Source organism: Defluviimonas salinarum (assembly GCF_026013545.1).
In the GTDB taxonomy this organism is placed as follows: domain Bacteria; phylum Pseudomonadota; class Alphaproteobacteria; order Rhodobacterales; family Rhodobacteraceae; genus Albidovulum; species Albidovulum salinarum.
Window position 1 is genome coordinate 58,099 of the sequence record NZ_JAPDOG010000001.1, and the last position, 23,987, is coordinate 82,085.

Sequence of the window (23,987 nt, forward strand, 5' to 3'; positions counted from 1 at the left end):
TCAGACCTCCTCGATCAGGGCCGACAGCCGGATCAACCGGGTGGTGCCGCCGGTCTCGATCAGCATGCCGAAATTCTCGTCGGCGCCGAGGAAGCGGCCCGCCTCCTGCAGGCCCGCCACGGTCACCGCGACGGTTTCCCCGAGCTTCCAGGCGAGCCCCTGCCATTCGCGGTGCAGGTCTGCGCGCCCCTCGGCATCGTCAAGCGCGTTGAGCCACAGGAGCGTGTGGCGCGACCAGGCTTCGAGGAGCCGCAGCGGATCGAGCCCGCCGCAGCCCTCCTGATCGAGCGCGGTGCGCCCGGGGCTCTCTCCAGGTTCGGCGCCGGGCGGCAGTGACAGGGCGAGGTCGAAGCCGACGACGAGCCAGTCGGGCTCCTCCGCCGGATCGCGACTTGGTGCGGCGACCCGCAGCCGTCCCGCCTCCGCGCCGTTGAGGATGATCCCGCCGGACCAGTCGAGATGCACCGCCGTTTCCGGCGGCGCCAGCGCGCCGAGCGCGTTCTGCAATCCGACGGCGCAGGCGATGAAGCCCGCCATCGCCGGTTCGAGCAGGGATTCCGGGACCAGCACCAGCGCCGCGCTCAGGGTTTCGGAGGTGACGCGCCAGACGAGCAGGCCGGGATCGCCATCGGACTCGGCCTCTTCGCAGGCCAGCAGGAAGGGATCCTCGGCTTCGGCCGCGCGCCCCGTCATCAGGGGCGGGAAGACCGGCGCCGCGCTCATGCCAGCCCCTCGGCGACGAGCCGCCGCGCCAACTCGCGGAAGGCGCGGGCCTGGGGCGAGGCTGCTTTCGACGCCACAACCGGCGCGCCGCCGTCCGAGGCGGTGCGGATGTCGAGATGGAGCGGGATCTCGGCCAGGAGCGGCACGCCGAGCCGCGCGGCTTCGGCGCGCACGCCGCCGTGGCCGAAGATATGCTCCTCGTGGCCGCAGTTCGAACAGATGTGAACCGCCATGTTCTCGATCATGCCGAGGATCGGTGTGCCCATCTTGCGGAACATGTCGATGCCCTTGCGGGCGTCGAGAAGGGCTATGTCCTGCGGCGTCGAGACGATGATCGCGCCCGTGACCTCGGCCTTCTGCGCGAGCGTCATCTGCACGTCGCCGGTGCCGGGCGGCAGGTCGACGACAAGGATGTCGAGAGCGCCCCACTGGACCTGAAAGAGCATCTGCTGCAGCGCGCCCATCAGCATCGGCCCGCGCCAGACCACCGCTTCGTCCTCCTGCGTGAGCAGGCCGAGCGACATCAGCGTGACGCCGTGATTCCTCAGCGGCAGGATCGTCTTGCCGTCGGGCGATGCGGGACGGCCGGAAACGCCGAGCATCCGAGGCTGCGACGGCCCGTAGACATCGGCATCGAGGAGGCCCACCCGGCGCCCCTCGGCGGCCAGCGCCACGGCGAGGTTGGCGGCCACGGTCGACTTGCCGACACCGCCCTTTCCGGAGGCGATGGCGACGATGCGCTCGACGCCCGGCACCTTCTCCGGCCCCTGCGGCTTCGGCCGCGCGCCGCCCTTGAGGTCGGGCGGCTGAGGTGCGGCGCTGTGCGCGGTCATCACCACCGAGACGGTGTCGACGCCCGGCAGGGCGCGGAGCCGCGCCTCGGCTTCGGCACGCGCGGGCTCCATCCGCTGCGCCCGCGCCGGGTCGATCTCGAGGACGAAGCGCACCGTGCCGCCCTCGACCGTCAGCGCCCGGACGATGCCGGCCGAAACGATGTCTTTGCCGCCGACCGGGTCGGCAACCGACTTCAGGACGTCAAGAACGGCGTCCCGCGTGATGCTCATGCAGACGGTCCGGTGATCTTGCCGGTCACCACATGCTCGACGTCGAGCCCCTCGATCGTCAGCACCACCTTGGCCGAGAGGGTCCTGCCCGCCGCGGCCGGCCCGGCCTCGCGCACGGCCTTCTCGATCGCCTGCTGCGAGGTCACGCCGACCTGCTTGAGGAACTTGCGCATCGACATGTTGAAATCGTCATCCATGGTCTCGTCCTTTCCGCAACGGTTGACCGGGCCGCCGGCGCGCCCCTAGCCTTGGTGCCGGGAGGGCCGCGCCATGCGGATCCGGCTTGCCATCCTGTTCCTAGCCCTCACCGCGCTGCCGGCGCGGACGGAGGAGGCGCGCGAGTTCACGCTCTCGGCCCCGCCGAAGATCGTGGCCAGCGGTTTGCTCGACTATATCCTGCCGCGCTTCGCGTTGAAAACCGGCCGTCGCGCGCGGCTGGTCAACGGAGCGGCCGATGCGAAGCTCGGCCCGGCCGGACCCGGCGCGGCGCCGGTGATGGCGCGGGGAGAGGCGCTCTACGCGCTCGACCTTGCCGGAGACAACGACGCGGCGCATCGCTTCGCCGCATGGCTCGGCTCTGAGGTCGGACGGAACACGCTCGCTTCCTTCGTGCCGACCGATGGGTCGCCGTTCTCCGCGCCGCCCGAGGTGGTGCAGGAGGCGCCCGCGCCCGTCGAGGGCGACGCGGCACTCGGCCGCGAGGTGGCCCATGAGCAACGCGCCCGCTGCCACCGCGTGGCGCCGGGCCTGACCGCGATGACGCTCGGCTCGACGCCCTCCTTCGCGGCCCTGAAGACGCTCTCGGACTGGGCCGACCGCTTCGCGGCCTTCTACGCGCTCAACCCCCATCCCGCCTTCCTTCGGGTCGAGGGCATCAGCCCGCCCTTCGACCCCGCGCGCCCGCCGCCGATCGTGCCGGTCGAGATCACCGCGGCCGAGGCCGCCGCACTCCGCGCCTATGTCGCCGGCATCCCGGCGGCCGATCTCGGGGCGGATATCCAGAGCCGTTAACGCCATCCTCAGTGATCCCGCCGCTTGGAAAGGTAGTCGTCGGTCGTCCGCACCGCCGGGCGCTCGCCCGCGGCCAGCGGATTGGCCTCGCCGTGATACTGGGCGCGGATGCGGCAGTCGTCGCACATCTGGATCAGCCGCCCGGCGGCGCTGTCGGCGAACATCGGGTGCTTGCCGGCGAGCTTCTCAACGATCCGCTCGACCGTGGAGCGCACGCCGAAGGGCTTGCCGCATTCGATGCAGGCGAAGGGCTCCTCCTCCTTGAGGACGCTCTGGCCAAGGGCCGCGTCGGTGGGATCGAAGCGCGGTTCGAGCGTGATCGCGTCCTCGGGGCAGACCGTCGCGCAGAGCCCGCATTGCAGGCAGGCATCCTCTTGGAAGCGAAGCTGCGGCTTGTCCGGATTGGCGAGAAGCGCTCCCGAGGGGCAAAGCGAGGCGCAGGAGAGGCAAAGCGTGCAGGCATCCGTATCGACGCGGACCGCGCCATAGGGCGCGCCCACTGGCAGCGGCAGCGGAAGCGTGTCGCCCACCAGCGCCTTTGCGGCCAGCCGCGCCACCTGCCGGCGGCTGCCGAGCGGCAAGACCGGCGCGATGTCCAGAGGCTCCGGCGCCGTGCCATAGAGCGCGTCGGACAGCGCCTCGGGGTCGGCAAGATCGAGGAGCCGGACCCGCCCGCCTGCGCCCATCGCCGCCGCGAGCGACGCTTCGCGTGCAAGCGTGTCGCGGTCGGTGCGCGGCGCCGTCAGCACGTCGACGCCATCGAACCCGACCGCGAGTGCGGCCAGCATCTCGGCATGGCCGAAGCCCGCCAGCGCCGCGACCTCGAGCGGGATCACCTCGGCCGGCAGGCCGCGGCCGAAGCGGGCGGCGAGCGCGATCATCTCGCGACCATGCGGGGCGTCGTGGACCAGAAGCCGGGCCGCGCGGCCGCCGGCTGCGCGGTAGGTGTCGGCCAGAACCGCGACGCGGCGGAGCAGATGCGCCACCGGTGGCGCGTCATAGGCGATCGCGGCCGAGGGGCAGAGCGCAGAGCAGGCGCCACAACCTGCGCAGACCATCGGATCGACCGTGACATGGTCGCCGTCGGGCGTGATGGCACCGGTCGGGCAGGCGTCGAGACAGCGGGTGCAGCCGGTCTGCCCGGCGCGCGAATGGGCGCAAAGCTCAGGGACAAGCGCGACATGGAGCGGCTTTTCGAACGTGCCGACATGCTGGGCGGCCTCGAACACCGCCGCCGCCACCCGGTTCGCATCGCCGGGATCGGCGCGCAGGTAGCCGTCGCGCTTCTCTGGCGCGGGAAAGAGCGACGCCCCGCCCGAAAGGTCGAGGATTACGTCGCAGCGCGTCTCGGCCCCGTCCCGCGCCGGACCCAGCGCGAAGGCGCCGCGCCCGCCGGGCTCCAGCTGCCGGAGCGCGTCGAGCCGGAGCGTGAAGCGGCCGAGTGTCCCCATGACGCTCACGATCCGGCCGCTGACCACCTCGAAGCCGCGCGTCACCGGCAGTTCGCCGCCCGCATCGAGAAGGACCGTGACCGCGAGCGTCTCGGACAGCCGCTCCGCCGCCGGCAGGGCGACTTCGGCGCGGCCGATGACGAGGCACGTCCCCTCCGAGACGACATCGATCGTCTTCGTCGGCGGCACGGGCACCAGCGCCTCGGCGAGGAGCGCGGCCATCTTAGGCGTGGCGTCGCTGCCGTCCGACCAGCCGGCGCGGTCGCGGATGTCGATGCAGGCGGGGGCAGGGCGGTCGAGGTCCGCGGCAAGCTCGGCAAAGCGCGCGGCCTCCTGGGCGCAGGCGATCACCACCTCCTCCTCGCCGATCGCCTTGGCGGCCACGGCGATCTCGCGCGTGCAGAGCGCCGAATGGACGCGTGACGCGTCAAGTTCGGTCGCATTGGCGAGTGCCTTGGCGTCGATCTTCTGGCTTCCGAGGCAATCGCAGAGCAAGAGGCGCTTGGGCATGTGTTTCCCCGGTGTGCGGCGGCGCCGACCGTCTGGCGTGAATGCGAGCATGAAAGAGCCCGCCGCGTAAAGGCCGTGATCGCGAGTCGAAATCGATTCGTTCGCGGTTTCTGCGAAACTTTGGGAAGATATTCCCGAAAATCAGGGATGGCTGTGCGAATATTCCGTTGCGTCGTGCGAAAATACCACCGGTTTAATCCCTTGACTGTGCACGTTTTCGCGATTCGGCGTGATTCCTCTTTGTGATGCGGGCGGTGTGATGCAGGCTTGGGTTCAGCACCGACCGTGAGAATGCGGGCAGAAAAGGGGGGAGGATCGTAGAGCGCGATGGCGCTTGCGCGTGCATCTTTGCCTGTTGGCATCGTCGTCCGGAAATCGCCGGGTGTGACCCGCTGGGCCGCCTGGGCGTGGAAGGTGACGGCGCTTCTGCCGGGGGCGGGGCCTGCACGCTGGCGCGTGATCCGCCGCGAGGGCGAGACGGTCGAGTACCACGCTGCGACGCTGCCGCTGGACCTCTGGTCCAGCGATACCGAAGGCTACAGGGCGACGCTCTCGGCGCGCGAGCCGGGCCTCGTCGTTGTGCTGCGCAGCGCCGAGGATCCCGCCGCACCGATGCCCTGGACGCCGGTCCTCGTCACCGCCTCGGCCTATGAGGGCCAGGACTACATGGACAGCGGCGACGGGCTCATCGAATGCGTTCCGATGCCCGCAGGGCTGATCGCCTGGATCGGCGATTTCGTCGCGGCCCACCACGTCGAGACGCCCTTCGTGAAGCGCCGCCGCGACCGCGCGCGGGTCGACACGGTCGAAGAGGGGCGGGGCGATCCGCGGATCCGGCAGGAGGCTGACGTCTACCGGGCGCCGGGCCTTTCGACGCGGGAGGGGACGGGATGAGCCCCGCGCGCCCCGACAGCGATTTCTGGAGCCGACGCCGCGCCGCGGTGGCCGCCGAAGCCGAGGCGGAGGTCGAAGACGCCCGCGCCGCAGAAGCCACGGCGGAGCGCGCCGCGCGCGAGGCGGCACTGGCGGGCAAGAGCGACGCGGAAATCCTCGACGCGCTGGGCCTTGCCGATCCCGACACGCTGGAGCGCGGCGACGATTTCGCGGCCTTCCTGAAGGAGGCCGTGCCGGAGCATCTGCGCCGCCGCGCGCTCAGGCGGCTGTGGCGGAGCAATCCGGTGCTCGCCAATCTCGACGGGCTCGTCGATCACGGCGAGGATTATACCGACGCCGCCACGGTCAGGCCGGACCTGCGCACGGCCTACCAGGTCGGGCGCGGCATGCTGCGCCATCTGACGGCGCTGGCGGCGCCGGAACAGACCGTGGTCGAGGCCGCCGTGCCGGACGAGATCCCGGAGCCTGCCCCGGAAGACATGGTCGCTTCGGTCGATCCGATCGAGACGGCGCCGCAGGTAGTGGAGGAAGAAAGGGCGCCGCCGCGCCGCCACATGCGCTTCACGTTCGATGACGCATGCACGGAGTTGCGGACATGACCGGCACCGCCATGCCTCACGCCGCGATCACCGAGGAGGACCGGCTCCGCGCCGATCTCTACGGCTTCCTCTCGGCGCTCTTCGCCGCGCCGCCCGACCGGGCGCTTCTGGACAAGACCGCGGCGCTGACCGGCGACGCGAGCCCGCTCGGCCGGGCGATCGCGGCGCTGGCAAAGCTCGCCGCCGCCGCGACGCCGGTCTCGGTCAAGCGCGAGTTCACCCGGCTCTTCATCGGCCTCGGGCGGGGCGAATTGCTGCCCTATGCGAGCTACTACCTGACCGGGTTCCTCAACGAAAAGCCGCTCATGCTCCTGCGCCGCGACATGGCGACGCTCGGGCTGGCGCGGTCCGAGAGCGTCTACGAGCCCGAGGACAACATCGCGAGCCTGATGGAGATGATGGCGGGGCTGATCGACGGCCGTTTCGGCATGGTCCGCCCGCTCGACCGCCAGAAAGAGTTCTTCAACCGCCATGTCGCGCCCTGGGCGGGGCATTTCTTTGCCGATCTCGAAACCGCGAAAGGATCGGTTCTCTATGCCCCGGTCGGCACGATCGGGCGCGAGTTCATGGTGATCGAGAAGGAGGCGTTCCGCCTTCTGGGGGAGTGAACAAGGAAGGCGGGAAGGACCCGCCGCAAGGTTGCAAGGGAGGATTGACCGATGGGCAAGACCAGGGATGCGGACCGGACCACTCGCCGCGATTTCCTGAAACTGGCATCGACCGCCGCGCCGGCGGCGGCGGCGGCGGCCGCACTCGGCCCCGACGAGGCGGCGGCCGAGGAGCAGCCGAAGACCAAGGGGCTGCAGGACACCGCCCATACCCGCGCCTACTACGCCAGCGCCCGGTTCTGAGACCGGGACGCGCCCCCCCGGGCCGGCGGAAGATTGGCCCCGGCGCGAGGGGACTGACCCAGCCACCGGCCTTCGCGGCCGGACCAGCAAGGGAGATGAGGATGCTCAGGAAAAAGACGAGCAGGGCTGCGACCGGAACGCAGCGAATGACGGCCCTGTCCGCTACAGGTGAAACCACGGTCGACCGGCGTGCCTTCCTGCGCGGATCGGGGCTCGCCATCGGCGGGCTTGCCGCGATCGGCGCCACTGGCGGCACGGTGCGCCGCGCAAAGGCACAGGAGGCCGCCGCGACGGCGGTCAAGACGGTCAAGACGGTCTGCACCCATTGCTCGGTCGGCTGCACCGTCATCGCCGAGGTCGAGAACGGCGTCTGGATCGGACAGGAACCCGGCTGGGACAGCCCGTTCAACCTCGGCGCCCATTGTGCCAAGGGCGCCAGCGTCCGCGAGCATGCGCATGGCGAGCGCCGCCTCAAGTACCCGATGAAGAAGGAAGGCGGCGAGTGGAAGCGGATGAGCTGGGAGGACGCGATCAACGAGATCGGCGACGGCATGCTCAAGATCCGCGAGGAAAGCGGGCCTGACAGCGTCTACTGGCTGGGTTCGGCCAAGCATTCCAACGAGGGCGCCTATCTCTTCCGCAAGTTCGCGGCCTATTGGGGATCGAACAACGTCGACCACCAGGCGCGGATCTGCCATTCGACGACGGTCGCCGGAGTGGCCAACACATGGGGCTACGGCGCCATGACCAACAGCTACAACGACATCCATAACTCGAGGGCGATCTTCCTCATCGGCGGCAACCCGGCCGAGGCGCACCCTGTCTCGCTCATGCATCTCCTGAAGGCCAAGGAGGAGAACAACGCGGCCCTGATCGTCTGCGATCCGCGCTTCACCCGCACCGCTGCCCATGCCGACGAATATGTGCGGCTGCGGCCCGGCACAGACGTTGGGCTGATCTGGGGCCTCCTCTGGCACATCTTCGAGAACGGCTGGGAGGACAAGGAGTTCATCCGCACCCGTGTCTGGGGCATGGACCAGATCCGCGACGAGGTGAAGAAGTGGACACCCGAGGAGACCGAGCGGGTGACCGGCGTGCCGGGCTCGCAGCTTCGCCGGGTGGCGATGACGCTCGCCAACAACCGGCCCGGCACCGTGATCTGGTGCATGGGCGGCACCCAGCACACCAACGGCAACAACAACACCCGCGCCTACTGCGTGCTGCAGCTCGCGCTCGGCAACATGGGCACTGCCGGCGGCGGCACCAACATCTTCCGCGGCCATGACAACGTTCAAGGCGCCACCGACCTCGGTGTCCTTTCCCACGACCTGCCGGGCTATTACGGCCTTTCGGGCGGCGCCTGGGCGCACTGGAGCCGGGTCTGGGGCGAGGATCTCGACTGGCTCAAGGGCCGGTTCGACATGCTCAAGGATGCCGACGGCAATGTCGCCAAGGACGGCGACGGCAACGACATAAGCCTGATGAACACGAGCGGCATCCCGGTCTCGCGCTGGATCGACGGGGTCCTGGAAGACAAGGCCAACATGGACCAGAACGACAATGTCCGGGCCATGGTGCTCTGGGGGCATGCGCCGAACTCGCAGACCCGCGGCGCCGAGATGAAGACGGCGATGGAAAAGCTCGACATGCTCGTCGTGATCGACCCCTATCCGACCGTCTCGGCGGTGCTGCATGACCGCACCGACGGCGTCTGGCTCCTGCCGGCCTCGACCCAGTTCGAGACATCGGGCTCGGTGACCGCCTCGAACCGCTCGTTGCAATGGCGCGAGAAGGTGGTGGAGCCGGTCTTTGAATCGCTCCCGGACCACACGATCATCCGCATGTTCGCCGACAAGTTCGGCTTCTCAGACCGGCTCTTCCGCAATATCGAGGTCAAGGACGGCGAGCCGGTGATCGAGGACATCACCCGCGAGTTCAACCGCGGCATGTGGACCATCGGCTACACCGGCCAGAGCCCCGAGCGGCTGAAGCTGCACATGGCCAACCAGCACACCTTCGACAAGACGACGCTGCGCGCAGTGGGCGGACCGGCGGACGGCGAGTTTTACGGGCTTCCCTGGCCCTGCTGGGGCACGCCAGAGATGGGTCACCCCGGCACCGCGAACCTCTACGACATGTCGATGCCGGTCAGCCAGGGCGGCCTCACCTTCCGCGCCCGCTTCGGGGTGGAGCGCGACGGAGAGAACCTTCTGGCCGAGGGCGTCTATTCGGCGGGGTCCGAGATCCAGGACGGCTACCCCGAGTTCACCATGCAGATGCTGATGGACCTCGGCTGGGACGGGGATCTCACCGACGAGGAGCGTGCCGCGATCGAGGCGGTGGGCGGGCCCACGGCCAACTGGAAGCTCGATCTTTCGGGCGGTATCCAGCGGGTCGCGATCAAGCACGAATGCGCGCCCTTCGGCAATGCCAAGGCCCGCGCCGTGGTCTGGACCTTCCCCGACCCGGTGCCACTGCACCGCGAACCGCTCTACACGCCGCGGCGCGACCTCGTGGCCGATTACCCGACCTATGACGACCGCAAGCTCTACCGACTGCCGACGATGTATGCCTCGATCCAGGAGAAGGACTTCACGGCGGACTATCCGATGATCCTGACCTCCGGGCGGCTCGTCGAATACGAGGGCGGCGGCGACGAGAGCCGGTCTAACCCGTGGCTCGCGGAGCTTCAGCAGGACATGTTCGTGGAGATCAACCCGCGCGACGCCAACAACCTCGGCATCCGCGACCGGCAACAGGTCTGGGTCGAGGGCGCCGAGGGATCGGCCGTCAAGGTCATGGCGATGGTGACCGAAAGGGTGGGTGAGGGCGTCGCCTTCATGCCCTTCCATTTCGGCGGGCATTTCCAGGGCAACGACCTGCGCGACAAGTATCCACCGGGCGCCGACCCATACGTCCTCGGCGAAAGTTCCAACACCGCGCAGACCTACGGCTACGACTCGGTCACCCTGATGCAGGAGACCAAGTGCACGCTTTGCAAGATCAGCGCAGCATAGGGAGGAACGGATATGGCACGCGTGAAATTCCTCTGTGACGCCGAACGCTGCATCGAGTGCAACGCCTGCGTCACCGCCTGCAAGAACGAACATGAGGTGCCTTGGGGCATCAACCGCCGCCGGGTCGTGACCATCAACGACGGCAAGCCCGGCGAAAGGTCGATCTCGGTCGCCTGCATGCACTGTTCGGACGCGCCCTGCATGGCGGTCTGCCCGGTCGACTGCTTCTACCAGACCGAGGACGGCATCGTCCTGCATTCCAAGGACCTCTGCATCGGCTGCGGCTATTGCTTCTACGCCTGCCCCTTCGGGGCGCCGCAGTATCCGCAGGCCGGCAATTTCGGTTCGCGCGGCAAGATGGACAAATGCACCTTCTGTGCCGGCGGCCCGGAGGCGGACAATTCCACCGCCGAGTTCGCCAAGTACGGCCGCAACCGCATCGCGGAAGGCAAGCTGCCGATCTGCGCCGAGATGTGCTCGACCAAGGCGCTTCTCGCCGGCGACGGCGACGTGGTCTCGGCGATCTACCGCGAGCGGGTCGTGGCGCGCGGCTTCGGCTCGGGCGCCTGGGGCTGGGGCACGGCCTATGAACAGAAGGCGGGCAACTGACCGGCACCTGCGATCGGGGGAGAGCATGAGCGTTCGCGGCATTCGCATCCTCTCGGCGGCGATCCTGGCGCTGGGCCTCGCGGCCACCGCGCCGCTGGCCCAGACCGTGGAGGGCGGCGCGGAGGATCCGCGCGCTGCCACCGGTGGGGCGCAGACGCTCGAGGACATCCTGGCGCGGCAGCGGGGCGAAAAGATCGACGACAGCTTCCGGCGCGGGGAAACCGGTGATCCCGCGTCGGCCGCCGACCCCTCCGAGCAGCTTGGCACGCTCGGCGGCGTCTCCGACCCCGAGCTTTGGCGCGCCTTACGCTATGGCGAGGCTTCGGTGACGGTCCCGACCTCGGCGCCCGCGGCGGGCGTGGTGATCCAGGACGGCGGCATGCGCTGGCTGAAGTTCCGCGAGGGGCCGCTGCTGATCTACGGCGGCTACGGGCTCATCGCCATGATCGCGGTGATCCTGCTCTTCTTCCTTCTCCGGGGCCGGATCCGCATCGAGGGCGGGCGCACCGGGCAAACCGTGCGCCGCTTCGGCGCGCTCGAACGCTTCGGCCACTGGCTGATGGCGGGTTCGTTCATCGTGCTGGCGCTGACCGGGCTGATGATTCTCTTCGGCCGGATCGCGCTGATCCCGCTCCTGGGCAAGGAGGCCTATGCGCCCCTCGCCGCGGCCGGGAAATGGGCGCACAACAACTTCTCCTGGGCCTTCATGGCCGGGCTCGCGCTGGTCATCGTGGTCTGGATCGGCCACAACCTCCCGAACCGGCACGATCTGGTGTGGCTCGCCAAGGGGGGCGGCCTCTTCAGCAAGGGTGTGCACCCGCCGGCGCGCAAGTTCAACGCGGGTCAGAAGATCGTCTTCTGGGCGGTTGTGGTGCTCGGCCTGTCGATCTCGCTCTCGGGGCTCTCGCTCCTTTTTCCGTTCGAATTGCCGATGTTCGCCAAGACCTTCGAGGTGCTGAACGCGACCGGCCTTCCGCAGCTTGTCGGCCTCGGGCCATTGCCCGAGGTGCTTGGGCCGCATCAGGAAATGCAACTGGCGCAGGCCTGGCACGGCATCGTCGCCTTCGCCTTCATCGCCATCATCATCGCCCATATCTACCTCGGCTCGATCGGCATGGAAGGCGCCTTCGACGCGGTCGGATCGGGCGAGGTCGACGTGCAATGGGCCAAGGAGCACCATTCGCTGTGGTACGAGGAGGTGACCGGCGCCGCGCCGGACCACCCGCCGGGCGCCCCGGCCGAGTGAGCGGGAAGGAGAGGCGATGAAGGTAATGCTGCTCGCGTTCCTGTCGGCCGCCGCAATCGCGGTCCTGGCTGACTTTGCGCTCGACCGCGCGGGCTTTTCCGCGCGCGAGGTGACGAGCGGGCCGTCGGTTCGGCTCGATTGACGGCAGCCGAAAATGCAAAATGCGCCGGGAAGGGCCCGGCGCATTTCGTTTCTTGAACAGCGGATTAGCCGTCGAAGTTCACTTCTTCCATCAGCTTCAGCGCCTCGGGCCGCGACTTCGCGACATCCATGAGGTTGAGGCTGTCCGGAGTGAACTCGCCCCAGCTTGCGACCACTTCCGACCGCGCCACGCCCGGCTTGACCGGGAATTCGTGGTTGAGCCCGGCATAGATCTTCTGCGCCTCGTCGGACGACAGGAACTCCATCAGTTTCAGCGCCGCGTCATGGTTCGGCGCCGACTTGGTCATCGCCACGCCCGAGACGTTCATATGGGTGCCGTCGCCTTCGAACACCGGGTAGACGATGCGCACCGAGTTGGCCCATTCGACCTGCTCGGGATCGCTCAGCATCGCGCCCATGTAATAGGTATTGCCAAGCGAGATGTCGCATTCGCCGGCCCAGATCGACTTCACCTGCGCCCGATCGTTGCCCTCGGGCTTGCGGGCGAGGTTGGCGCGCAGGCCCGTGGCCCATTTCTTGGCATATTCGGCGCCGTGATGCTCGATCATCGCCGCCATCAGGCCGAGGTTGTAATCGTGCGTCCCCGGACGGGTGCAGATCCGGCCCTGCCATTTCGGGTCCGCGAGATCCTCGTAGGTCGTCACCTCGCCATCGGCCACGCGCTCCTTCGAGGCATAGACGATGCGGGCGCGGGTCGTGAGCCCGAACCACTGGTTGCCGGGGTCGCGGAACTCCGCCGGGATGTTGGCGGCGAGCACTTCGGAGGAGACCGGCTGGGTCACGCCCGCCTCGACCACCTGCGAGAGCTTGGCGATGTCGACGGTCATCACGAGGTCGGCCGGGCTGCGGTCGCCCTCGCTCGATAGCCGCTCGACCAGGCCCTTGTCGACATGGGCGACATTGACGGCGATGCCGGTCTCGGCGGTGAAGGCGTCGAAGAGCGGTTGCACCAGTTCCGGCTGGCGCGACGAGTAGACGTTGACTTCTTCGGCGAGCGCAGGTCCGGCGAGAGCGGCGAGCGAAAGGGCGAAAAGCGGTGTCCGCAGGGACATAGTCGACTCCTTTGGTCAGATATTCTGGCGTCCTTATTCCCGACCTGCAGGGGCGCGTCAATACCTGATTAAACTGGTCGCCTATTTGGCCGCAGGCGTCATCCCCGGCAATTTCAGCCGCGAACGGCGGCCTCGATCGCGGCGACGTCGATCCGGGTCATCGTCATCATCGCGTCGAAGGCGCGTTTCGCGGCCTCGCCGCCGGCCGCCAGCGCTCCGGTCAGGACGCGCGGCGTGATCTGCCACGAGATCCCCCAGCGGTCCTTGCACCAGCCGCAGGCGCTTTCCTGCCCGCCGTTGCCGATGATCGCGTTCCAATAGCGGTCGGTTTCCGCCTGGTCGTCGGTGGTGATCTGGAACGAGAAGGCTTCGGAGTGGCAGAAGGCCGGACCGCCGTTGAGGCCGAGGCAGGGGAGGCCGAGGACCGTGAATTCGACCGTCAGCACGTCGCCCGCCTTGCCCGACGGATAGTCGGAGGGCGCGCGGAAGACCGCGCCGACCGAACTCTCGGGGAACGTCGCCGCATAGAAGCGAGCCGCTTCCTCCGCGTCCCTGTCGTACCAGAGGCAGATCGTGGTCTTGGCGGTTGGCATGTGCGATCCCCGTTTAGCGAGCGCTGGCTCGGGGACCGGAAACGCCGGCACCGCCCCGTGCCGGGATCAACGATACCGGCTCAGCCCTGCGTGCCGCAAGCGATTGCCGAGGCCGGCTGGGTGCGGAGACCGAGAGCCGTCGGGCAGCCGGCTATTTCGCCGCCTTCTCCAGCCGTTTCGCCTCGTCCCAGAGCGCGTCCATCTCGGCGAGGTCGGACTCTTCAGGGCGCTTGCCCCGGTGGGCGAGCGCGGATTCGATCGAGGCGAAGCGCCGGGTGAACTTGGCGTTGGCGGCCCGGAGCGCCGCCTCCGGGTCGATCCTGAGATGCCGCGCGAGATTGGCGATCACGAAGAGAAGATCGCCGAACTCCTCGAATATCTCGGTCTCCGTCATCGTGGCGCGGGCCTCCTGCAGCTCGCGCGCCTCCTCGGTAATCTTGTCGACGACCTCGGCGGTCGAGGGCCAGTCGAAGCCGACGCGCGCGGCGCGGTTCTGCAGCTTCACCGCCCGCGTCAGCGCCGGCAGCCCCATCGCGATACCATCCAGCGTGCCGCGCGCCGCCGCGCCCGCGCGTTCGGCCGCCTTCATCCGCTCCCAGTCGCGGGTCTGGTCCTCGGCACTCTTGTCGCGGCTTTCGTCGCCGAAGACATGGGGGTGGCGCGCGACCATCTTGTCGGAGATCGCGCGGATTACCTCGGCGAACCCGAAATGCCCGGCCTCGGAGGCCATCTGCGCGTGATAGACCGTCTGCAGCAGCAGGTCGCCCAGCTCGCCTCGCAACTCGCCCCAGGCCTCGCGCTCGATCGCGTCGGCGACCTCGTAGGCCTCCTCGATCGTGTAGGGCGCGATGGTCGTAAAATCCTGCTCGATGTCCCAGGGACAGCCGGTCGCGGGATCCCTGAGCCGCGCCATGATCTCCAGAAGCCGCGGCAGCCCGCCCTCGGGATCGTGGATCAGGCGGTCCGAGGCGTGGCGGTCGAGGGTCATTGCGTGCTCCGGGATTTTGCGGTCATCTGGGGCGCAGTATTCGCAATAGCGCCCGAGAGTCCACATGGCCGTCCTCAACCGCATCGCCGCCTACGCCCCCGAGATGGCGGAATGGCGCCGCCAACTGCACCGCCACCCGGAGCTGCGCTTCGCCTGCCACAAGACCGCGGCCTTCGTCGCCGCGAAGCTGCGCGAGTTCGGCGTCGACGAGATCCACGAGGGGATCGCCGAGACCGGGATCGTCGCGCTGATCGACGGCGAGGGCGAGGGGCCGGTGATCGGTCTCAGGGCCGACATGGACGCGCTGCCGATCACCGAGGCGACCGGCGTCGAACACGCCTCGGAAGTGCCCGGCGTCATGCATGCCTGCGGCCATGACGGCCATACCGCGATGCTCCTCGGCGCGGCCAAGTACCTTGCCGAGACCCGCCGCTTCCGCGGCCGCGTCGCGCTGATCTTCCAGCCCGCCGAGGAGGATGGCGGCGGCGGCGAGGTCATGGTGAAGGAGGGCATCCTCGAACGCTTCGGCATCGGCGAGGTCTATGCGCTCCACAACTCGCCGACCGTTCCACTCGGCCATTTCGTGACCACGCCGGGCCCGATCATGGCCTCGGTCGATACCGCCCGCGTGACACTGACCGGAAGGGGCGGCCACGGCGCCTATCCGCACGAATGCGTCGACCCGATCCCGGCGCTGGTCGGCATGGTCGGCGCGCTGCAGACGATCGCCAGCCGCAACATCGATCCCCTGGACGAGGTCGTGGTCTCGGTGACCGAGATCCACGCCGGCACCGCCTCGAACATCATCCCCGAGACCGCCTGGTTCGGCGCGACGATCCGCAGCTTCCGCCCCGAGGTGCGGGCCCGGATCCAGACGCGGTTCGAGGAGATCGTCGCCGGCCATGCCGCCGCCTATGGCGTGCAGGCCGAGATCGACTACGAACTCGGCTACCCCGCGACCGTGAACGCCCCCGACCAGACCGCCTTCGCGGTCGAGACCGCCCGCGACGTGTCGGGCGCCGCGGCGGTCGAGGCCGAGGGCGGACGCGAGATGGGGGCGGAGGATTTCTCCTACCTCCTCGAAAAGCGCCCCGGCTGCTACCTCTTCCTCGGCCAGGGCAAGGGGGCGGGGCTGCACCACCCGGCCTACGAGTTCAACGACGAAGCCGCCCCCTATGGCGCGAGCTTCTTCGCCCGGCTGGTGGAGCGCGCCCAGCCGCTCGGGTAGATCTTCCGGCTTTCATATCGCGCCGTAACGATATGAAAATTATATGAAATACCTGACACCAAGACAGCGGCGCCGCACCTTCGGGTTTCAGCTTTCCTGGGATTTGATCAAATTATCTTGACGAATCGACCGGTCTCGGCGCGAAATGGGGCACCCGGATCGGCGACATCTCCGGCCCCGAACGATGTCCGAAACTTCACGGAGATGGTTCCATGGCATTGGCAGATGCAAGGACCCAGGTTGATCTGGCCTTCACCAGCGAGACGCGGCGCGGGCTCGCCTATGAGAATGTGTTCGGCGGCGCGACGAGCTTCCTTCGGCGGCGCTACAGCAAGGACCTGACCGGCGTCGACCTCGCGATCACCGGGGTGCCGTTCGATCAGGCGGTGACCAACCGCACCGGCACTAGGTTCGGGCCGCGCGCGGTCCGCGAGGCCTCCGCGCTTCAGCCCTGCGATCCGCCCTATGGCTGGGGCTACTCGCCGCTCGACGAGTTCGACATCGTCGATTACGGCGACCTCGCCTTCGATTATGCCAAGGTCTCGGCCTTCCCCGACACGCTCACCGAGCACATCCGCGGCATCCTCGCGGCCGGTGCGGGCAGTGTAACGCTCGGCGGCGACCACTACATCACCTTCCCGATCCTGAAGGCCTATGCCGAGAAGTACGGGCCGATCTCGCTTCTCCATTTCGACGCCCATTCCGACACCTGGGTCGACGAGGATTTCGAGCGGATCGACCACGGCACGATGTTCTACAAGGCGATCAAGTCCGGCATCGTCGACCCCAGAACCAGCGTGCAGGTCGGCATCCGCACCCATAACGACGACTTCATGGGCGTGAACGTGATCGACGCGCGTGAGGTGCACGAGACCGGTGCGGCTGAAGTCGCAAGGAAAATCAAGGCGGTGATCGGCGACCGCCCAACCTACCTCACCTTCGACATCGATTGCCTCGACCCCGCCTTCGCGCCCGGCACCGGCACCCCGGTCTGGGGCGGGCTCGCCTCGTGGCAGGTCGCGGCGATCCTGCGCGACCTTGCCGGCATCAATCTCGTCGGCGGCGATGTCGTCGAGGTCTCGCCGGCCTACGACACCACGGGCGCCACCGCGATCGCCGGCGCCCATGTCGCGCATGAGCTGATCTGCCTCTACTGCTGGCAGAAGCGCAAAGGGTGAGGCTGGCGCTCCTCCTCCTTGCGCTTCTCGTCGGAGCGGGCCTGGCGTGGATTCGCCTCGCCCCCTCCGACCCGGCGCGCTGGCATGTCGATCCTGCCGTGCCCGGCGCCGACACCCTGACCGGAGAGCCGGGCGGCGCGCGCGGCGCCCTGACCTTGCCTGGCCGGAGCCCCGCCGAGGTCCTCGCCCGGCTCGATGCCATCGCGCGCGCCACGAGGCGCACGACACGCCTTGCCGGCAGCCCGGAGGAGGGCCGCATCACCTGGCTCACCCGGTCCGCCGCCTTTGGCTTCCCCGACTACACAACGGCGCAGGCGGTTCAAAACGGATCTGAAGTCGAGCTCACGCTGCACGCCCGTCAACGCTTCGGCCGCGACGACTTCGGCGTCAATGCCGCCCGGCTCCAGGACTGGACCGCCGCGTTAACGACGCCTTAGGGTCGTGATCAGATCTTCCGGTCCGCCGCATTCCATTACCCGACGCCCCGTCGGCCCCGCGTACCCATCCCATGCGACATGCGTACACACAGCGGAGCGACGGCAGGACCGGCACCTTCCGCCTGCCTTCTTCATTGCCGAAGTACCCCACGGGGGCCCGGGGGTGTGAAACCCCCGGCCGCTCCCCCCTTGACCGACGCCCGGACAAGAGCGAAACCGCACCGATGGTACCCTTGGACAAGCTCGCCCAGATCACCCGCCGCTTCGAGTTCCTCGAGGCCAAGCTCTCGGCCGGCGCCGCGCCCGCCGAGATCGCCCAGCTCAGCCGCGAATATTCCGAGCTGAAGCCGGTCGCGGCCGAGATCGCCGCCTACCGCCAGGCGCTCGACGATCTCGACCAGGCCGAGGCGATGCTCGCCGACCCCGAGATGCGCGCGCTCGCCGAGGACGAGATCCCGGCCCTCAAGGCGCGGATCCCCGAGATGGAGGCAAGGCTCCGGATCGCGCTCCTGCCCAAGGATGCCGCCGATGCCCGCCCCGCGATCCTCGAGATCCGGCCCGGGACGGGCGGCGAGGAGGCCGCTCTCTTCGCCGGCGATCTCCTCCGGATGTATCAGAAACACGCCGAGGCACAGGGCTGGCGCTTCGAACTGCTCGAACTCAGCGAGACCGAGCTCGGCGGCGTCAAGGAGGCGATGGCGCGGATCGAGGGCGAGGGGGTCTTCGCCCGGCTCAAGTACGAATCCGGCGTCCACCGGGTCCAGCGCGTGCCGGAAACGGAATCGGGCGGCCGCATCCATACCTCGGCCGCGACCGTCGCGGTCCTGCCCGAGGCCGAGGAGGTCGATATCGAGATCCCGGCCTCCGACATCCGCATCGACACGATGCGCTCCTCCGGCGCGGGCGGCCAGCACGTCAACACCACCGATTCCGCGGTCAGGATCACCCACCTTCCGACCGGCATCGTCGTCACCTCATCGGAAAAGTCCCAGCACCAGAACCGCGCCAACGCGATGGCGGTGCTGCGCGCCCGGCTCTACGACCTCGAACGCGGCAGGGCGGACGATGCCCGCGCCGCCGAGCGCAAGGCGCAGGTCGGCTCCGGCGACCGCTCCGAGCGGATCCGCACCTACAACTTCCCGCAAGGCCGGCTGACCGATCACCGCATAAACCTCACGCTCTACCGGCTCGACCAGGTGATGCAGGGCGACCTGACCGAGATAATCGACGCGCTCACCGCCGAGGACCAGGCCGCGAAGCTTGCGGAGATGGAGGCGTGAGACGCCTCGTTCTCGGGCCTGCGGCCCTGAACATCGGCGGCAGGGCGCGCCGGTGACCGGGTCGGAACTGCTAGCCGCCGCCGTGCGGCGGCTCGGCGCGGCGGGGATCGAGGGCGCGCCGCGCGATGCCCGCCGGCTCCTCGCCCATGCGCTCGGCATCGCACCGGAGCGGGTGAGCCTCATCCTGCCAGACCCTGTCGGCCCGGCCGCGCTCACCGCGTTCGAGGCGGCCGTCGCGCGGCGGATCGCCCGCGAGCCGGTGAGCCAGATCACCGGCGGGCGCGATTTCTACGGACGGCGCTTCCGGGTGACGCGCGACACGCTCGATCCGCGCCCCGAAACCGAGGCGCTGATCGCCGCGGCGCTGGAGCGGCGCTTCGGCACTGTCCTCGACCTCGGCACCGGAACCGGCTGCATCCTCCTGACGCTTCTGGCGGAAAGGCCGGAGGCCGAGGGGCTCGGCGCCGATCTGAGCCCGGCCGCGCTCGATGTCGCGCGCGGCAACGCCGAGGCGCTCGGGCTCGCGGAGCGCGCCCGGTTCCTGCGCTCGGACTGGTTCGCGAGCGTCACGGGGCGCTTCGACCTCATCGTCTCGAACCCGCCCTATATCGCCGCAGACGAGATGGCCGGGCTTGCGCCCGAGGTGCGTGACTGGGAGCCGTACCTGGCACTCACGCCTGGAGGCGACGGGCTCGACGCCTACCGCGCGATCGCGGGCGGCGCGGCGGCGCATCTTGTGCCCGGGGGAACGGTCATCGTCGAGATCGGCGCGAGCCAGGGCCCGGCGGTCGCGGAACTGTTCCGCGCGGCGGGGTTCGCGAGGGTGACGGTCCGGCCCGATCTCGACGGCCGCGACCGGGTCGTGGTGGCCGAAAGGTGACATCGGGGTGCTTTTTGCGCTAAGATTACCGCAGCGATAGTGGAAATCCGCCGGCGCCGCGAGATTCCGCTTGCCGAGGCCCGCACATCATGCATTAAGGGAGCCGTGACGGGTGGAGCGTTTGGCGCCGCCCGGACCGCTTCGCCCAGCACGATCAGGAACCGCAGGCCGACGCCGGACAGTCCCGGCACAGGACGCGGAACCGGGCAAGCCCGCTCACAAGCCCTTTGGCTCGGACAGACGAAAGCACATGAGATCATCCAAATCCCGTTCGCGTTCGAAATCGAACCGTCAACGCTCGCTCGGTAACATCGTCAACCGGGTCTTCGATTCCTCCGGCCCGGAGGGCAAGGTCCGCGGCACCCCGCAGCAGATCATCGACAAGTACCTGACGCTGGCGCGCGACGCTCAGCTCTCGAACGACCGGGTGGCCGAGCAGAACTTCCTCCAGCATGCCGAGCACTACACGCGCATGCTGGGCGAGGCGCAGCGCGAGATGAGCCGCGAGCAGGAGCAGCGCCAGCAGCAGGGCGAGGGCGGCAACGGTCCGGCCCAGCCCGGGCAGGGGCAGGGCGGCAATGGCGGCGAGCGCCAGAACCAACGGCCCCGCTACGAGGAGCGTAACGGCCGCGACGCGGGCGAGTTCCGCTCGGGGCCGATGCCCACGGCGCGCGACGAGGCTGAGGATGACGGTCCGGGTCTGGTCGAGACGCCGGAATCGAGCCCGCGTGCCATGCCGTCGGCGACGATGATGCCCGAACTGCCGCAGCCGACCGAGGAACCCGCTCCGGCGGCCGAGAAGAAGACCGGCCGCGGGTCACGCGGGCCCCGCAAGCCGCGCGAGAAGCGCGCCGCCGAGCCCAAGGCGAAGGACGACACGCCGGGCGACGGGAACCCGGTCGACGTGGCCGAATAACCTCGGTTTTCAAGGAATACCCCGAACGGCCCGACCTCAAGGTTCGGGCCGTTTGCGTTCAGCCTTCCGCGAGCAGCCGCGCGAGGCGGCAGAAGGCTTCGAGCGATATCTCTTCGGCCCGCGCCGTGGGCGCGATCCCGGCGGCCTCGAGCTTTGCCTCGATTCCCGGCGCCACCGATTTCAGGCTGGCCCGGAGCATCTTTCGGCGCTGGTTGAAGCCCGCCGCGACGATCCGATTGAGGATCTTCGGATCGGCCGGGAAGCGCGGAGCGGGCAGCGCGGTGAGGTGGACCACGGCAGAGTGGATCTTCGGCGGCGGGGTGAAGGCCTCGGGCGGCAGGGTCATCACGATGCGGGCGTCGGTGAGCCACTGGGCGAGGAGCGCGAGTCGGCCGTAGGCCTTGGAGCCGGGCTGGGCGACGATCCGTTCGGCCACCTCCTTCTGGAACATCAGCGTCAGGCTGTCCCAGACCGGTGGCCAGGCGGGCGGCGTGAGCCAGCGGGTCAGAAGCTCGGTACCGACGTTGTAGGGCAGGTTGGCGACGATGCGGATCGGTGGCGTGAGATGGGCGAGCGGATCGATCTCGAGCGCGTCGGCATTGATGACCTCGAGCCGGCCGGGATAGGCTGCGGCGATCTCGGCCAGCGCGGGCAGGCAGCGGGCATCCTTCTCGACGGCAAGGACGCGGCGCGCGCCCTCGGCGAGAAGGCTCCGGGTAAGACCGCCGGGACCGGGGCCGACCTCGAGCACGTCGCACTTCGTCAGGTCGCCGGCACAGCGGGCGATCTTGGCCGTCAGGTTGAGGTCCAGAAGGAAGTTCTGGCCGAGGTTCTTCTTGGCCGCGATCCCGTGCGTGGCGATCACCTCGCGCAGCGGCGGCAGGCCGTCTAGTGCCGCCATGTGTCGTTCCCTCCGGCTTTCGGGATGCGATTTTTCTGCGAAAAATCGGCGAATTTCCGCGGAAAATTCGGGGGCTGCTGGAACGGTCTCATGCGCGGTCTGCCTGACGGGCGCAGGTCATCTCCCGCGCGAGTTTCAGCGCGGCGATCAGGCTTGCCGGGTCGGCGACGCCCTGGCCGGCGATGTCGAAGGCGGTGCCGTGATCGGGCGAGGTGCGGATGAAGGGCAGGCCGAGCGTCACGTTGACGCCGCCGGCGAAATCGAGCGTCTTGATCGGAATCAGCGCCTGGTCGTGATACATGCAGATCGCCGCGTCATAGCGTGCCCGCGCGGCGGGGTGGAACATCGTGTCGGCGGGAAGTGGACCGGCAACCGCGATGCCCTCGGCGCGGAGGCGCTCGAGCACCGGCGCGATCACGCGCGTCTCCTCGTCGCCCATCGCGCCGCCCTCGCCCGCATGGGGGTTGAGGCCGGCCACCGCGAGGCGCGGCGCGGCGAGGCCGAAATCGCGGATCAGGCCGGCATGGGTGATGCGGATCGTCTCCTCGAGAAGCGCCGGCGTGAGCCGGGCGGGAACCTCGGAGAGCGGGATGTGGATCGTCGTGGGCACGACCCGCAGGTCGGGGCAGGCGAGCATCATCACGACGCGCGCGCCGCCAGCGAGATCGGCGAGGTACTCGGTATGGCCGGGAAAGGCGAAGCCCGCGCCGCCCTTCAGTGCCTTCTTGTGAATCGGCGCGGTGCAGAGCGCGGCGGCCTCGCCGCGCGTGACCAGCGTGACGGCGCGCGCGATCACCTCGATCACGGCGCGGGCATTGGCGGGACGGGGCGCGCCCGGCGGCGCCGCCTCGGGGAAGGCGTGGGCGAGGACCGGCAGCCGGCCGGCGGGCACCGCGAGTGCCTCGGCGGGATGTGCGATCTCCTGAAGCCCGGTGCCCGGCGGCAGGTGCGCCGGGTCACCGATCCAGAAGAAGGGCAGCGAGGCGCCGAGCGCGGCCCGCGCCTTGACGGCGATCTCGGGGCCGATGCCGGAAGGCTCGCCGCAGCTCAGCGCGATGGGCAGATCCTGCATCGGGTCCGCGTCACGGCCGGTGGATGATCGCGGCCGAGCGCAGTTCGGCGAGATAGCCGTCGGCGAGGTTGCCGAGCCGCTGGTTGGTCAGCTCCTCGCGGATCTGGGCGCGGCTCGGGCCGGCGCCGAAGCCGAGCTCGGGATCGATGGCCGGGGCGCCCTCGGGGGCGATCGCGGCCGGGTCGACGACCGGGGCGCCGCCATCGGCGAGGGTCGCGTCGCGGTCGCAGAGCATCAGGAAGACCTGCGCGTTGCCGCGGGTGAGGGCGGTTGAGACCTCGTTCTCGTCGAGCCCGGCGAGGGCGGAGGCGATGTCGGCGGGCACCTGGCCGAGGGGCCGCGTCTCGCGGATCAGCTGGGTGGCAGGGGCGCCGCGGAGCACGCGGTAGAGGTCGTCGCAGGTGTCGGCCTTGGCGCGTATCCGCGCGGCCTCGGCCTGGGCATCGGCGGTGCCGGCGCCGGGGATCAGGTACTGCGCATAATCGACCGTGATGTTGGCCGGCTTGATCTCGCCCCCTTCGCTCGTGCCGCGCATGCGGAAGATCGCGATGGCGTCGCCGAGCGGGATCGGCGGGCTCACCTGGCCCTGGGCGAGGCCCGCCACGGCCGGGCGGATCTGCGCGGGCAGGTTGGTCAGGGGGATCCAGCCGATCTGGCCGCCGCGGTCGCGCGAGGGCGCGGCGGAATGGGCGCGGGCGGCGCGGGCGAAATCACCCTCGGAGCGGATCGTCTCGGAGAGCTCGGTCGCGAGGCGGCGGATCTCGAAGGAGGTGTCGGGGCGGACCGGCAGCAGGATCTCGGAGAGGAGCACGCGCGGGCCCGCGCCGCGGCCGGCTTCGACCGAGAGCGCGCGGTCGATCTCGGCGTCGGAGATGACGATCTGCTTTGCGTAGCGTGCGCGCACCGCCTCGCGCCACGCGAGGCCGGAGCTGACGAAGTCGCGGAACGTCTCGGGCGCGACCCCGCCCTGGCCGATCGCCGTGACGAACTCCTCGGCGCTGAGATTGGCGCGGGCGGCGAATTCGGTCATGCCGGCGGCGATCTGTTCCTCAGTCAGGGTGATTTCGGCGGCCTCGGCGGCCTGGCTGCGCAGCCGGTCGTCGATCAGGCCCTTCTCGGCCTCGACCGCCGGATCGCCGGGCGCGCGCAGGAGCTGCAGGAAGCGGATTCGCTGCTCGAGCTCGTACTGGGTGACCGCGGAGTCGTTGACGATCACCGCCGTCGAGAACCGGCTGCCCTGCGCCATTGCCGGCAGCGCGGTGGTCGTGGCCGCCGCGAGGGCGAGAGAGAGGAGGAAGGGGAAGCGCATCGTCTGTCGTCCGTCT

At 69.3% G+C, this 23,987-nt stretch carries 25 protein-coding genes; 15 read left to right on the forward strand and 10 right to left on the reverse strand.

Annotated features, from left to right (window positions below):
• The 3 genes from OM960_RS00330 to OM960_RS00340 are packed head-to-tail and all read right to left on the reverse strand — an operon-like array spanning position 1 to position 1,984.
• Complete coding sequence (locus OM960_RS00330) at positions 1 to 723, reverse strand: biotin/lipoate--protein ligase family protein (RefSeq protein WP_264770701.1); 723 nt, start codon at positions 721 to 723, stop codon at positions 1 to 3.
• Complete coding sequence (locus tag OM960_RS00335) at positions 720 to 1,787, reverse strand: Mrp/NBP35 family ATP-binding protein (protein WP_264770702.1); 1,068 nt, start codon at positions 1,785 to 1,787, stop codon at positions 720 to 722. Before OM960_RS00335 ends, OM960_RS00330 begins: the two co-directional genes overlap by 4 nt.
• The gene (locus OM960_RS00340; protein ID WP_263332057.1) at positions 1,784 to 1,984 is read right to left on the reverse strand and encodes a DUF6494 family protein; all 201 of its coding nucleotides are present in this window, start codon (positions 1,982 to 1,984) and stop codon (positions 1,784 to 1,786) included. Before OM960_RS00340 ends, OM960_RS00335 begins: the two co-directional genes overlap by 4 nt.
• Positions 1,985 to 2,057: 73 nt before the next feature.
• On the opposite strand from OM960_RS00340, the gene OM960_RS00345 reads away from it, so the two are divergent.
• Entirely contained in the window at positions 2,058 to 2,798 is a 741-nt protein-coding gene (locus OM960_RS00345; RefSeq protein WP_264770703.1) for a hypothetical protein, read from the forward strand.
• A gap of 8 nt (positions 2,799 to 2,806) precedes the next feature.
• Here OM960_RS00345 and OM960_RS00350 read toward each other — a convergent pair whose 3' ends face one another.
• Positions 2,807 to 4,759 (reverse strand): 4Fe-4S binding protein, encoded by a 1,953-nt coding sequence (locus OM960_RS00350; RefSeq protein ID WP_264770704.1) that lies wholly within the window; start codon positions 4,757 to 4,759, stop codon positions 2,807 to 2,809.
• Positions 4,760 to 5,086: 327 nt separating this feature from the next.
• Between OM960_RS00350 and OM960_RS00355 the strand changes: the two genes are divergently transcribed.
• From OM960_RS00355 to OM960_RS00390, 8 genes are all read left to right on the forward strand, one after another.
• Positions 5,087 to 5,653 (forward strand): DUF3305 domain-containing protein, encoded by a 567-nt coding sequence (locus tag OM960_RS00355; protein ID WP_264770705.1) that lies wholly within the window; start codon positions 5,087 to 5,089, stop codon positions 5,651 to 5,653.
• A complete protein-coding gene (locus tag OM960_RS00360) occupies positions 5,650 to 6,252 on the forward strand; it encodes a DUF3306 domain-containing protein (protein WP_264770706.1) in 603 nt (200 codons plus the stop codon). Before OM960_RS00355 ends, OM960_RS00360 begins: the two co-directional genes overlap by 4 nt.
• Positions 6,249 to 6,860, forward strand: a complete 612-nt coding sequence (locus OM960_RS00365) for a TorD/DmsD family molecular chaperone (protein WP_264770707.1) — start codon at positions 6,249 to 6,251, stop codon at positions 6,858 to 6,860. The genes OM960_RS00360 and OM960_RS00365 overlap by 4 nt, the downstream gene beginning before the upstream one ends.
• 51 nt (positions 6,861 to 6,911) lie before the next feature.
• Positions 6,912 to 7,103 carry a twin-arginine translocation signal domain-containing protein gene (locus OM960_RS00370; protein WP_263332069.1) on the forward strand — a complete coding sequence of 64 codons (192 nt, stop codon included), beginning with the start codon at positions 6,912 to 6,914 and terminating at the stop codon, positions 7,101 to 7,103.
• A 101-nt stretch (positions 7,104 to 7,204) separates the two neighbouring features.
• Complete coding sequence (locus tag OM960_RS00375; RefSeq protein WP_263332071.1) at positions 7,205 to 10,120, forward strand: formate dehydrogenase subunit alpha; 2,916 nt, start codon at positions 7,205 to 7,207, stop codon at positions 10,118 to 10,120.
• A 12-nt stretch (positions 10,121 to 10,132) separates the two neighbouring features.
• A complete protein-coding gene (gene fdh3B / locus OM960_RS00380; RefSeq protein WP_263332073.1) occupies positions 10,133 to 10,729 on the forward strand; it encodes a formate dehydrogenase FDH3 subunit beta in 597 nt (198 codons plus the stop codon).
• A gap of 25 nt (positions 10,730 to 10,754) precedes the next feature.
• Positions 10,755 to 11,975 (forward strand): formate dehydrogenase subunit gamma, encoded by a 1,221-nt coding sequence (locus OM960_RS00385; protein ID WP_264770708.1) that lies wholly within the window; start codon positions 10,755 to 10,757, stop codon positions 11,973 to 11,975.
• A 16-nt stretch (positions 11,976 to 11,991) separates the two neighbouring features.
• Positions 11,992 to 12,117, forward strand: a complete 126-nt coding sequence (locus tag OM960_RS00390) for a hypothetical protein (RefSeq protein ID WP_263332076.1) — start codon at positions 11,992 to 11,994, stop codon at positions 12,115 to 12,117.
• Between the two features lie 64 nt (positions 12,118 to 12,181).
• Here the strand turns inward: OM960_RS00390 and OM960_RS00395 are convergent, their stop codons facing one another.
• The 3 genes from OM960_RS00395 to mazG form a co-directional block, all read right to left on the reverse strand.
• Positions 12,182 to 13,189, reverse strand: coding sequence for a Fe(3+) ABC transporter substrate-binding protein (locus OM960_RS00395; RefSeq protein WP_264770709.1), 1,008 nt, complete (start codon positions 13,187 to 13,189; stop codon positions 12,182 to 12,184).
• A 113-nt stretch (positions 13,190 to 13,302) separates the two neighbouring features.
• On the reverse strand, positions 13,303 to 13,782 hold the full coding sequence (locus OM960_RS00400; protein WP_264770710.1) for a VOC family protein: 480 nt from the start codon (positions 13,780 to 13,782) through the stop codon (positions 13,303 to 13,305).
• Positions 13,783 to 13,933: 151 nt separating this feature from the next.
• On the reverse strand, positions 13,934 to 14,770 hold the full coding sequence (mazG, locus tag OM960_RS00405) for a nucleoside triphosphate pyrophosphohydrolase (protein WP_263332082.1): 837 nt from the start codon (positions 14,768 to 14,770) through the stop codon (positions 13,934 to 13,936).
• A 64-nt stretch (positions 14,771 to 14,834) separates the two neighbouring features.
• On the opposite strand from mazG, the gene OM960_RS00410 reads away from it, so the two are divergent.
• From OM960_RS00410 to OM960_RS00435, 6 genes are all read left to right on the forward strand, one after another.
• Complete coding sequence (locus OM960_RS00410; RefSeq protein ID WP_263332084.1) at positions 14,835 to 15,998, forward strand: M20 aminoacylase family protein; 1,164 nt, start codon at positions 14,835 to 14,837, stop codon at positions 15,996 to 15,998.
• A gap of 212 nt (positions 15,999 to 16,210) precedes the next feature.
• Entirely contained in the window at positions 16,211 to 17,176 is a 966-nt protein-coding gene (speB, locus tag OM960_RS00415) for an agmatinase (RefSeq protein ID WP_264770711.1), read from the forward strand.
• A complete protein-coding gene (locus OM960_RS00420) occupies positions 17,173 to 17,613 on the forward strand; it encodes a DUF1499 domain-containing protein (RefSeq protein WP_264770712.1) in 441 nt (146 codons plus the stop codon). Before speB ends, OM960_RS00420 begins: the two co-directional genes overlap by 4 nt.
• Before the next feature lie 224 nt (positions 17,614 to 17,837).
• Positions 17,838 to 18,893, forward strand: a complete 1,056-nt coding sequence (gene prfA / locus OM960_RS00425) for a peptide chain release factor 1 (RefSeq protein WP_264770713.1) — start codon at positions 17,838 to 17,840, stop codon at positions 18,891 to 18,893.
• Positions 18,894 to 18,945: 52 nt separating this feature from the next.
• Complete coding sequence (prmC, locus tag OM960_RS00430) at positions 18,946 to 19,773, forward strand: peptide chain release factor N(5)-glutamine methyltransferase (RefSeq protein WP_264770714.1); 828 nt, start codon at positions 18,946 to 18,948, stop codon at positions 19,771 to 19,773.
• A gap of 250 nt (positions 19,774 to 20,023) precedes the next feature.
• Entirely contained in the window at positions 20,024 to 20,689 is a 666-nt protein-coding gene (locus OM960_RS00435; protein ID WP_263332094.1) for a DUF4167 domain-containing protein, read from the forward strand.
• Between the two features lie 58 nt (positions 20,690 to 20,747).
• Here OM960_RS00435 and rsmA read toward each other — a convergent pair whose 3' ends face one another.
• The 3 genes from rsmA to OM960_RS00450 all read right to left on the reverse strand — a co-directional run bounded on the left by rsmA (position 20,748) and on the right by OM960_RS00450 (position 23,971).
• Positions 20,748 to 21,590 carry a 16S rRNA (adenine(1518)-N(6)/adenine(1519)-N(6))-dimethyltransferase RsmA gene (gene rsmA, locus OM960_RS00440; RefSeq protein WP_264770715.1) on the reverse strand — a complete coding sequence of 281 codons (843 nt, stop codon included), beginning with the start codon at positions 21,588 to 21,590 and terminating at the stop codon, positions 20,748 to 20,750.
• A gap of 88 nt (positions 21,591 to 21,678) precedes the next feature.
• Positions 21,679 to 22,662 (reverse strand): 4-hydroxythreonine-4-phosphate dehydrogenase PdxA, encoded by a 984-nt coding sequence (pdxA, locus tag OM960_RS00445; protein ID WP_264770716.1) that lies wholly within the window; start codon positions 22,660 to 22,662, stop codon positions 21,679 to 21,681.
• Positions 22,663 to 22,672: 10 nt separating this feature from the next.
• Entirely contained in the window at positions 22,673 to 23,971 is a 1,299-nt protein-coding gene (locus OM960_RS00450; RefSeq protein ID WP_264770717.1) for a peptidylprolyl isomerase, read from the reverse strand.
• Positions 23,972 to 23,987 lie beyond the last annotated feature (16 nt).

Bases quoted from the DNA above. Each gene is read 5' to 3' on its own strand.
- OM960_RS00330 (WP_264770701.1), bottom strand. From the start codon at position 723: ATGAGCGCGGCGCCGGTCTTCCCGCCCCTGATGACGGGGCGCGCGGCC.
- OM960_RS00335 (WP_264770702.1), bottom strand. From the start codon at position 1,787: ATGAGCATCACGCGGGACGCCGTTCTTGACGTCCTGAAGTCGGTTGCC.
- OM960_RS00340 (WP_263332057.1), bottom strand. From the start codon at position 1,984: ATGGATGACGATTTCAACATGTCGATGCGCAAGTTCCTCAAGCAGGTC.
- OM960_RS00345 (WP_264770703.1), top strand. From the start codon at position 2,058: ATGCGGATCCGGCTTGCCATCCTGTTCCTAGCCCTCACCGCGCTGCCG.
- OM960_RS00350 (WP_264770704.1), bottom strand. From the start codon at position 4,759: ATGCCCAAGCGCCTCTTGCTCTGCGATTGCCTCGGAAGCCAGAAGATC.
- OM960_RS00355 (WP_264770705.1), top strand. From the start codon at position 5,087: ATGGCGCTTGCGCGTGCATCTTTGCCTGTTGGCATCGTCGTCCGGAAA.
- OM960_RS00360 (WP_264770706.1), top strand. From the start codon at position 5,650: ATGAGCCCCGCGCGCCCCGACAGCGATTTCTGGAGCCGACGCCGCGCC.
- OM960_RS00365 (WP_264770707.1), top strand. From the start codon at position 6,249: ATGACCGGCACCGCCATGCCTCACGCCGCGATCACCGAGGAGGACCGG.
- OM960_RS00370 (WP_263332069.1), top strand. From the start codon at position 6,912: ATGGGCAAGACCAGGGATGCGGACCGGACCACTCGCCGCGATTTCCTG.
- OM960_RS00375 (WP_263332071.1), top strand. From the start codon at position 7,205: ATGCTCAGGAAAAAGACGAGCAGGGCTGCGACCGGAACGCAGCGAATG.
- fdh3B (WP_263332073.1), top strand. From the start codon at position 10,133: ATGGCACGCGTGAAATTCCTCTGTGACGCCGAACGCTGCATCGAGTGC.
- OM960_RS00385 (WP_264770708.1), top strand. From the start codon at position 10,755: ATGAGCGTTCGCGGCATTCGCATCCTCTCGGCGGCGATCCTGGCGCTG.
- OM960_RS00390 (WP_263332076.1), top strand. From the start codon at position 11,992: ATGAAGGTAATGCTGCTCGCGTTCCTGTCGGCCGCCGCAATCGCGGTC.
- OM960_RS00395 (WP_264770709.1), bottom strand. From the start codon at position 13,189: ATGTCCCTGCGGACACCGCTTTTCGCCCTTTCGCTCGCCGCTCTCGCC.
- OM960_RS00400 (WP_264770710.1), bottom strand. From the start codon at position 13,782: ATGCCAACCGCCAAGACCACGATCTGCCTCTGGTACGACAGGGACGCG.
- mazG (WP_263332082.1), bottom strand. From the start codon at position 14,770: ATGACCCTCGACCGCCACGCCTCGGACCGCCTGATCCACGATCCCGAG.
- OM960_RS00410 (WP_263332084.1), top strand. From the start codon at position 14,835: ATGGCCGTCCTCAACCGCATCGCCGCCTACGCCCCCGAGATGGCGGAA.
- speB (WP_264770711.1), top strand. From the start codon at position 16,211: ATGGCATTGGCAGATGCAAGGACCCAGGTTGATCTGGCCTTCACCAGC.
- prfA (WP_264770713.1), top strand. From the start codon at position 17,838: ATGGTACCCTTGGACAAGCTCGCCCAGATCACCCGCCGCTTCGAGTTC.
- OM960_RS00435 (WP_263332094.1), top strand. From the start codon at position 20,024: ATGAGATCATCCAAATCCCGTTCGCGTTCGAAATCGAACCGTCAACGC.
- rsmA (WP_264770715.1), bottom strand. From the start codon at position 21,590: ATGGCGGCACTAGACGGCCTGCCGCCGCTGCGCGAGGTGATCGCCACG.
- pdxA (WP_264770716.1), bottom strand. From the start codon at position 22,662: ATGCAGGATCTGCCCATCGCGCTGAGCTGCGGCGAGCCTTCCGGCATC.
- OM960_RS00450 (WP_264770717.1), bottom strand. From the start codon at position 23,971: ATGCGCTTCCCCTTCCTCCTCTCTCTCGCCCTCGCGGCGGCCACGACC.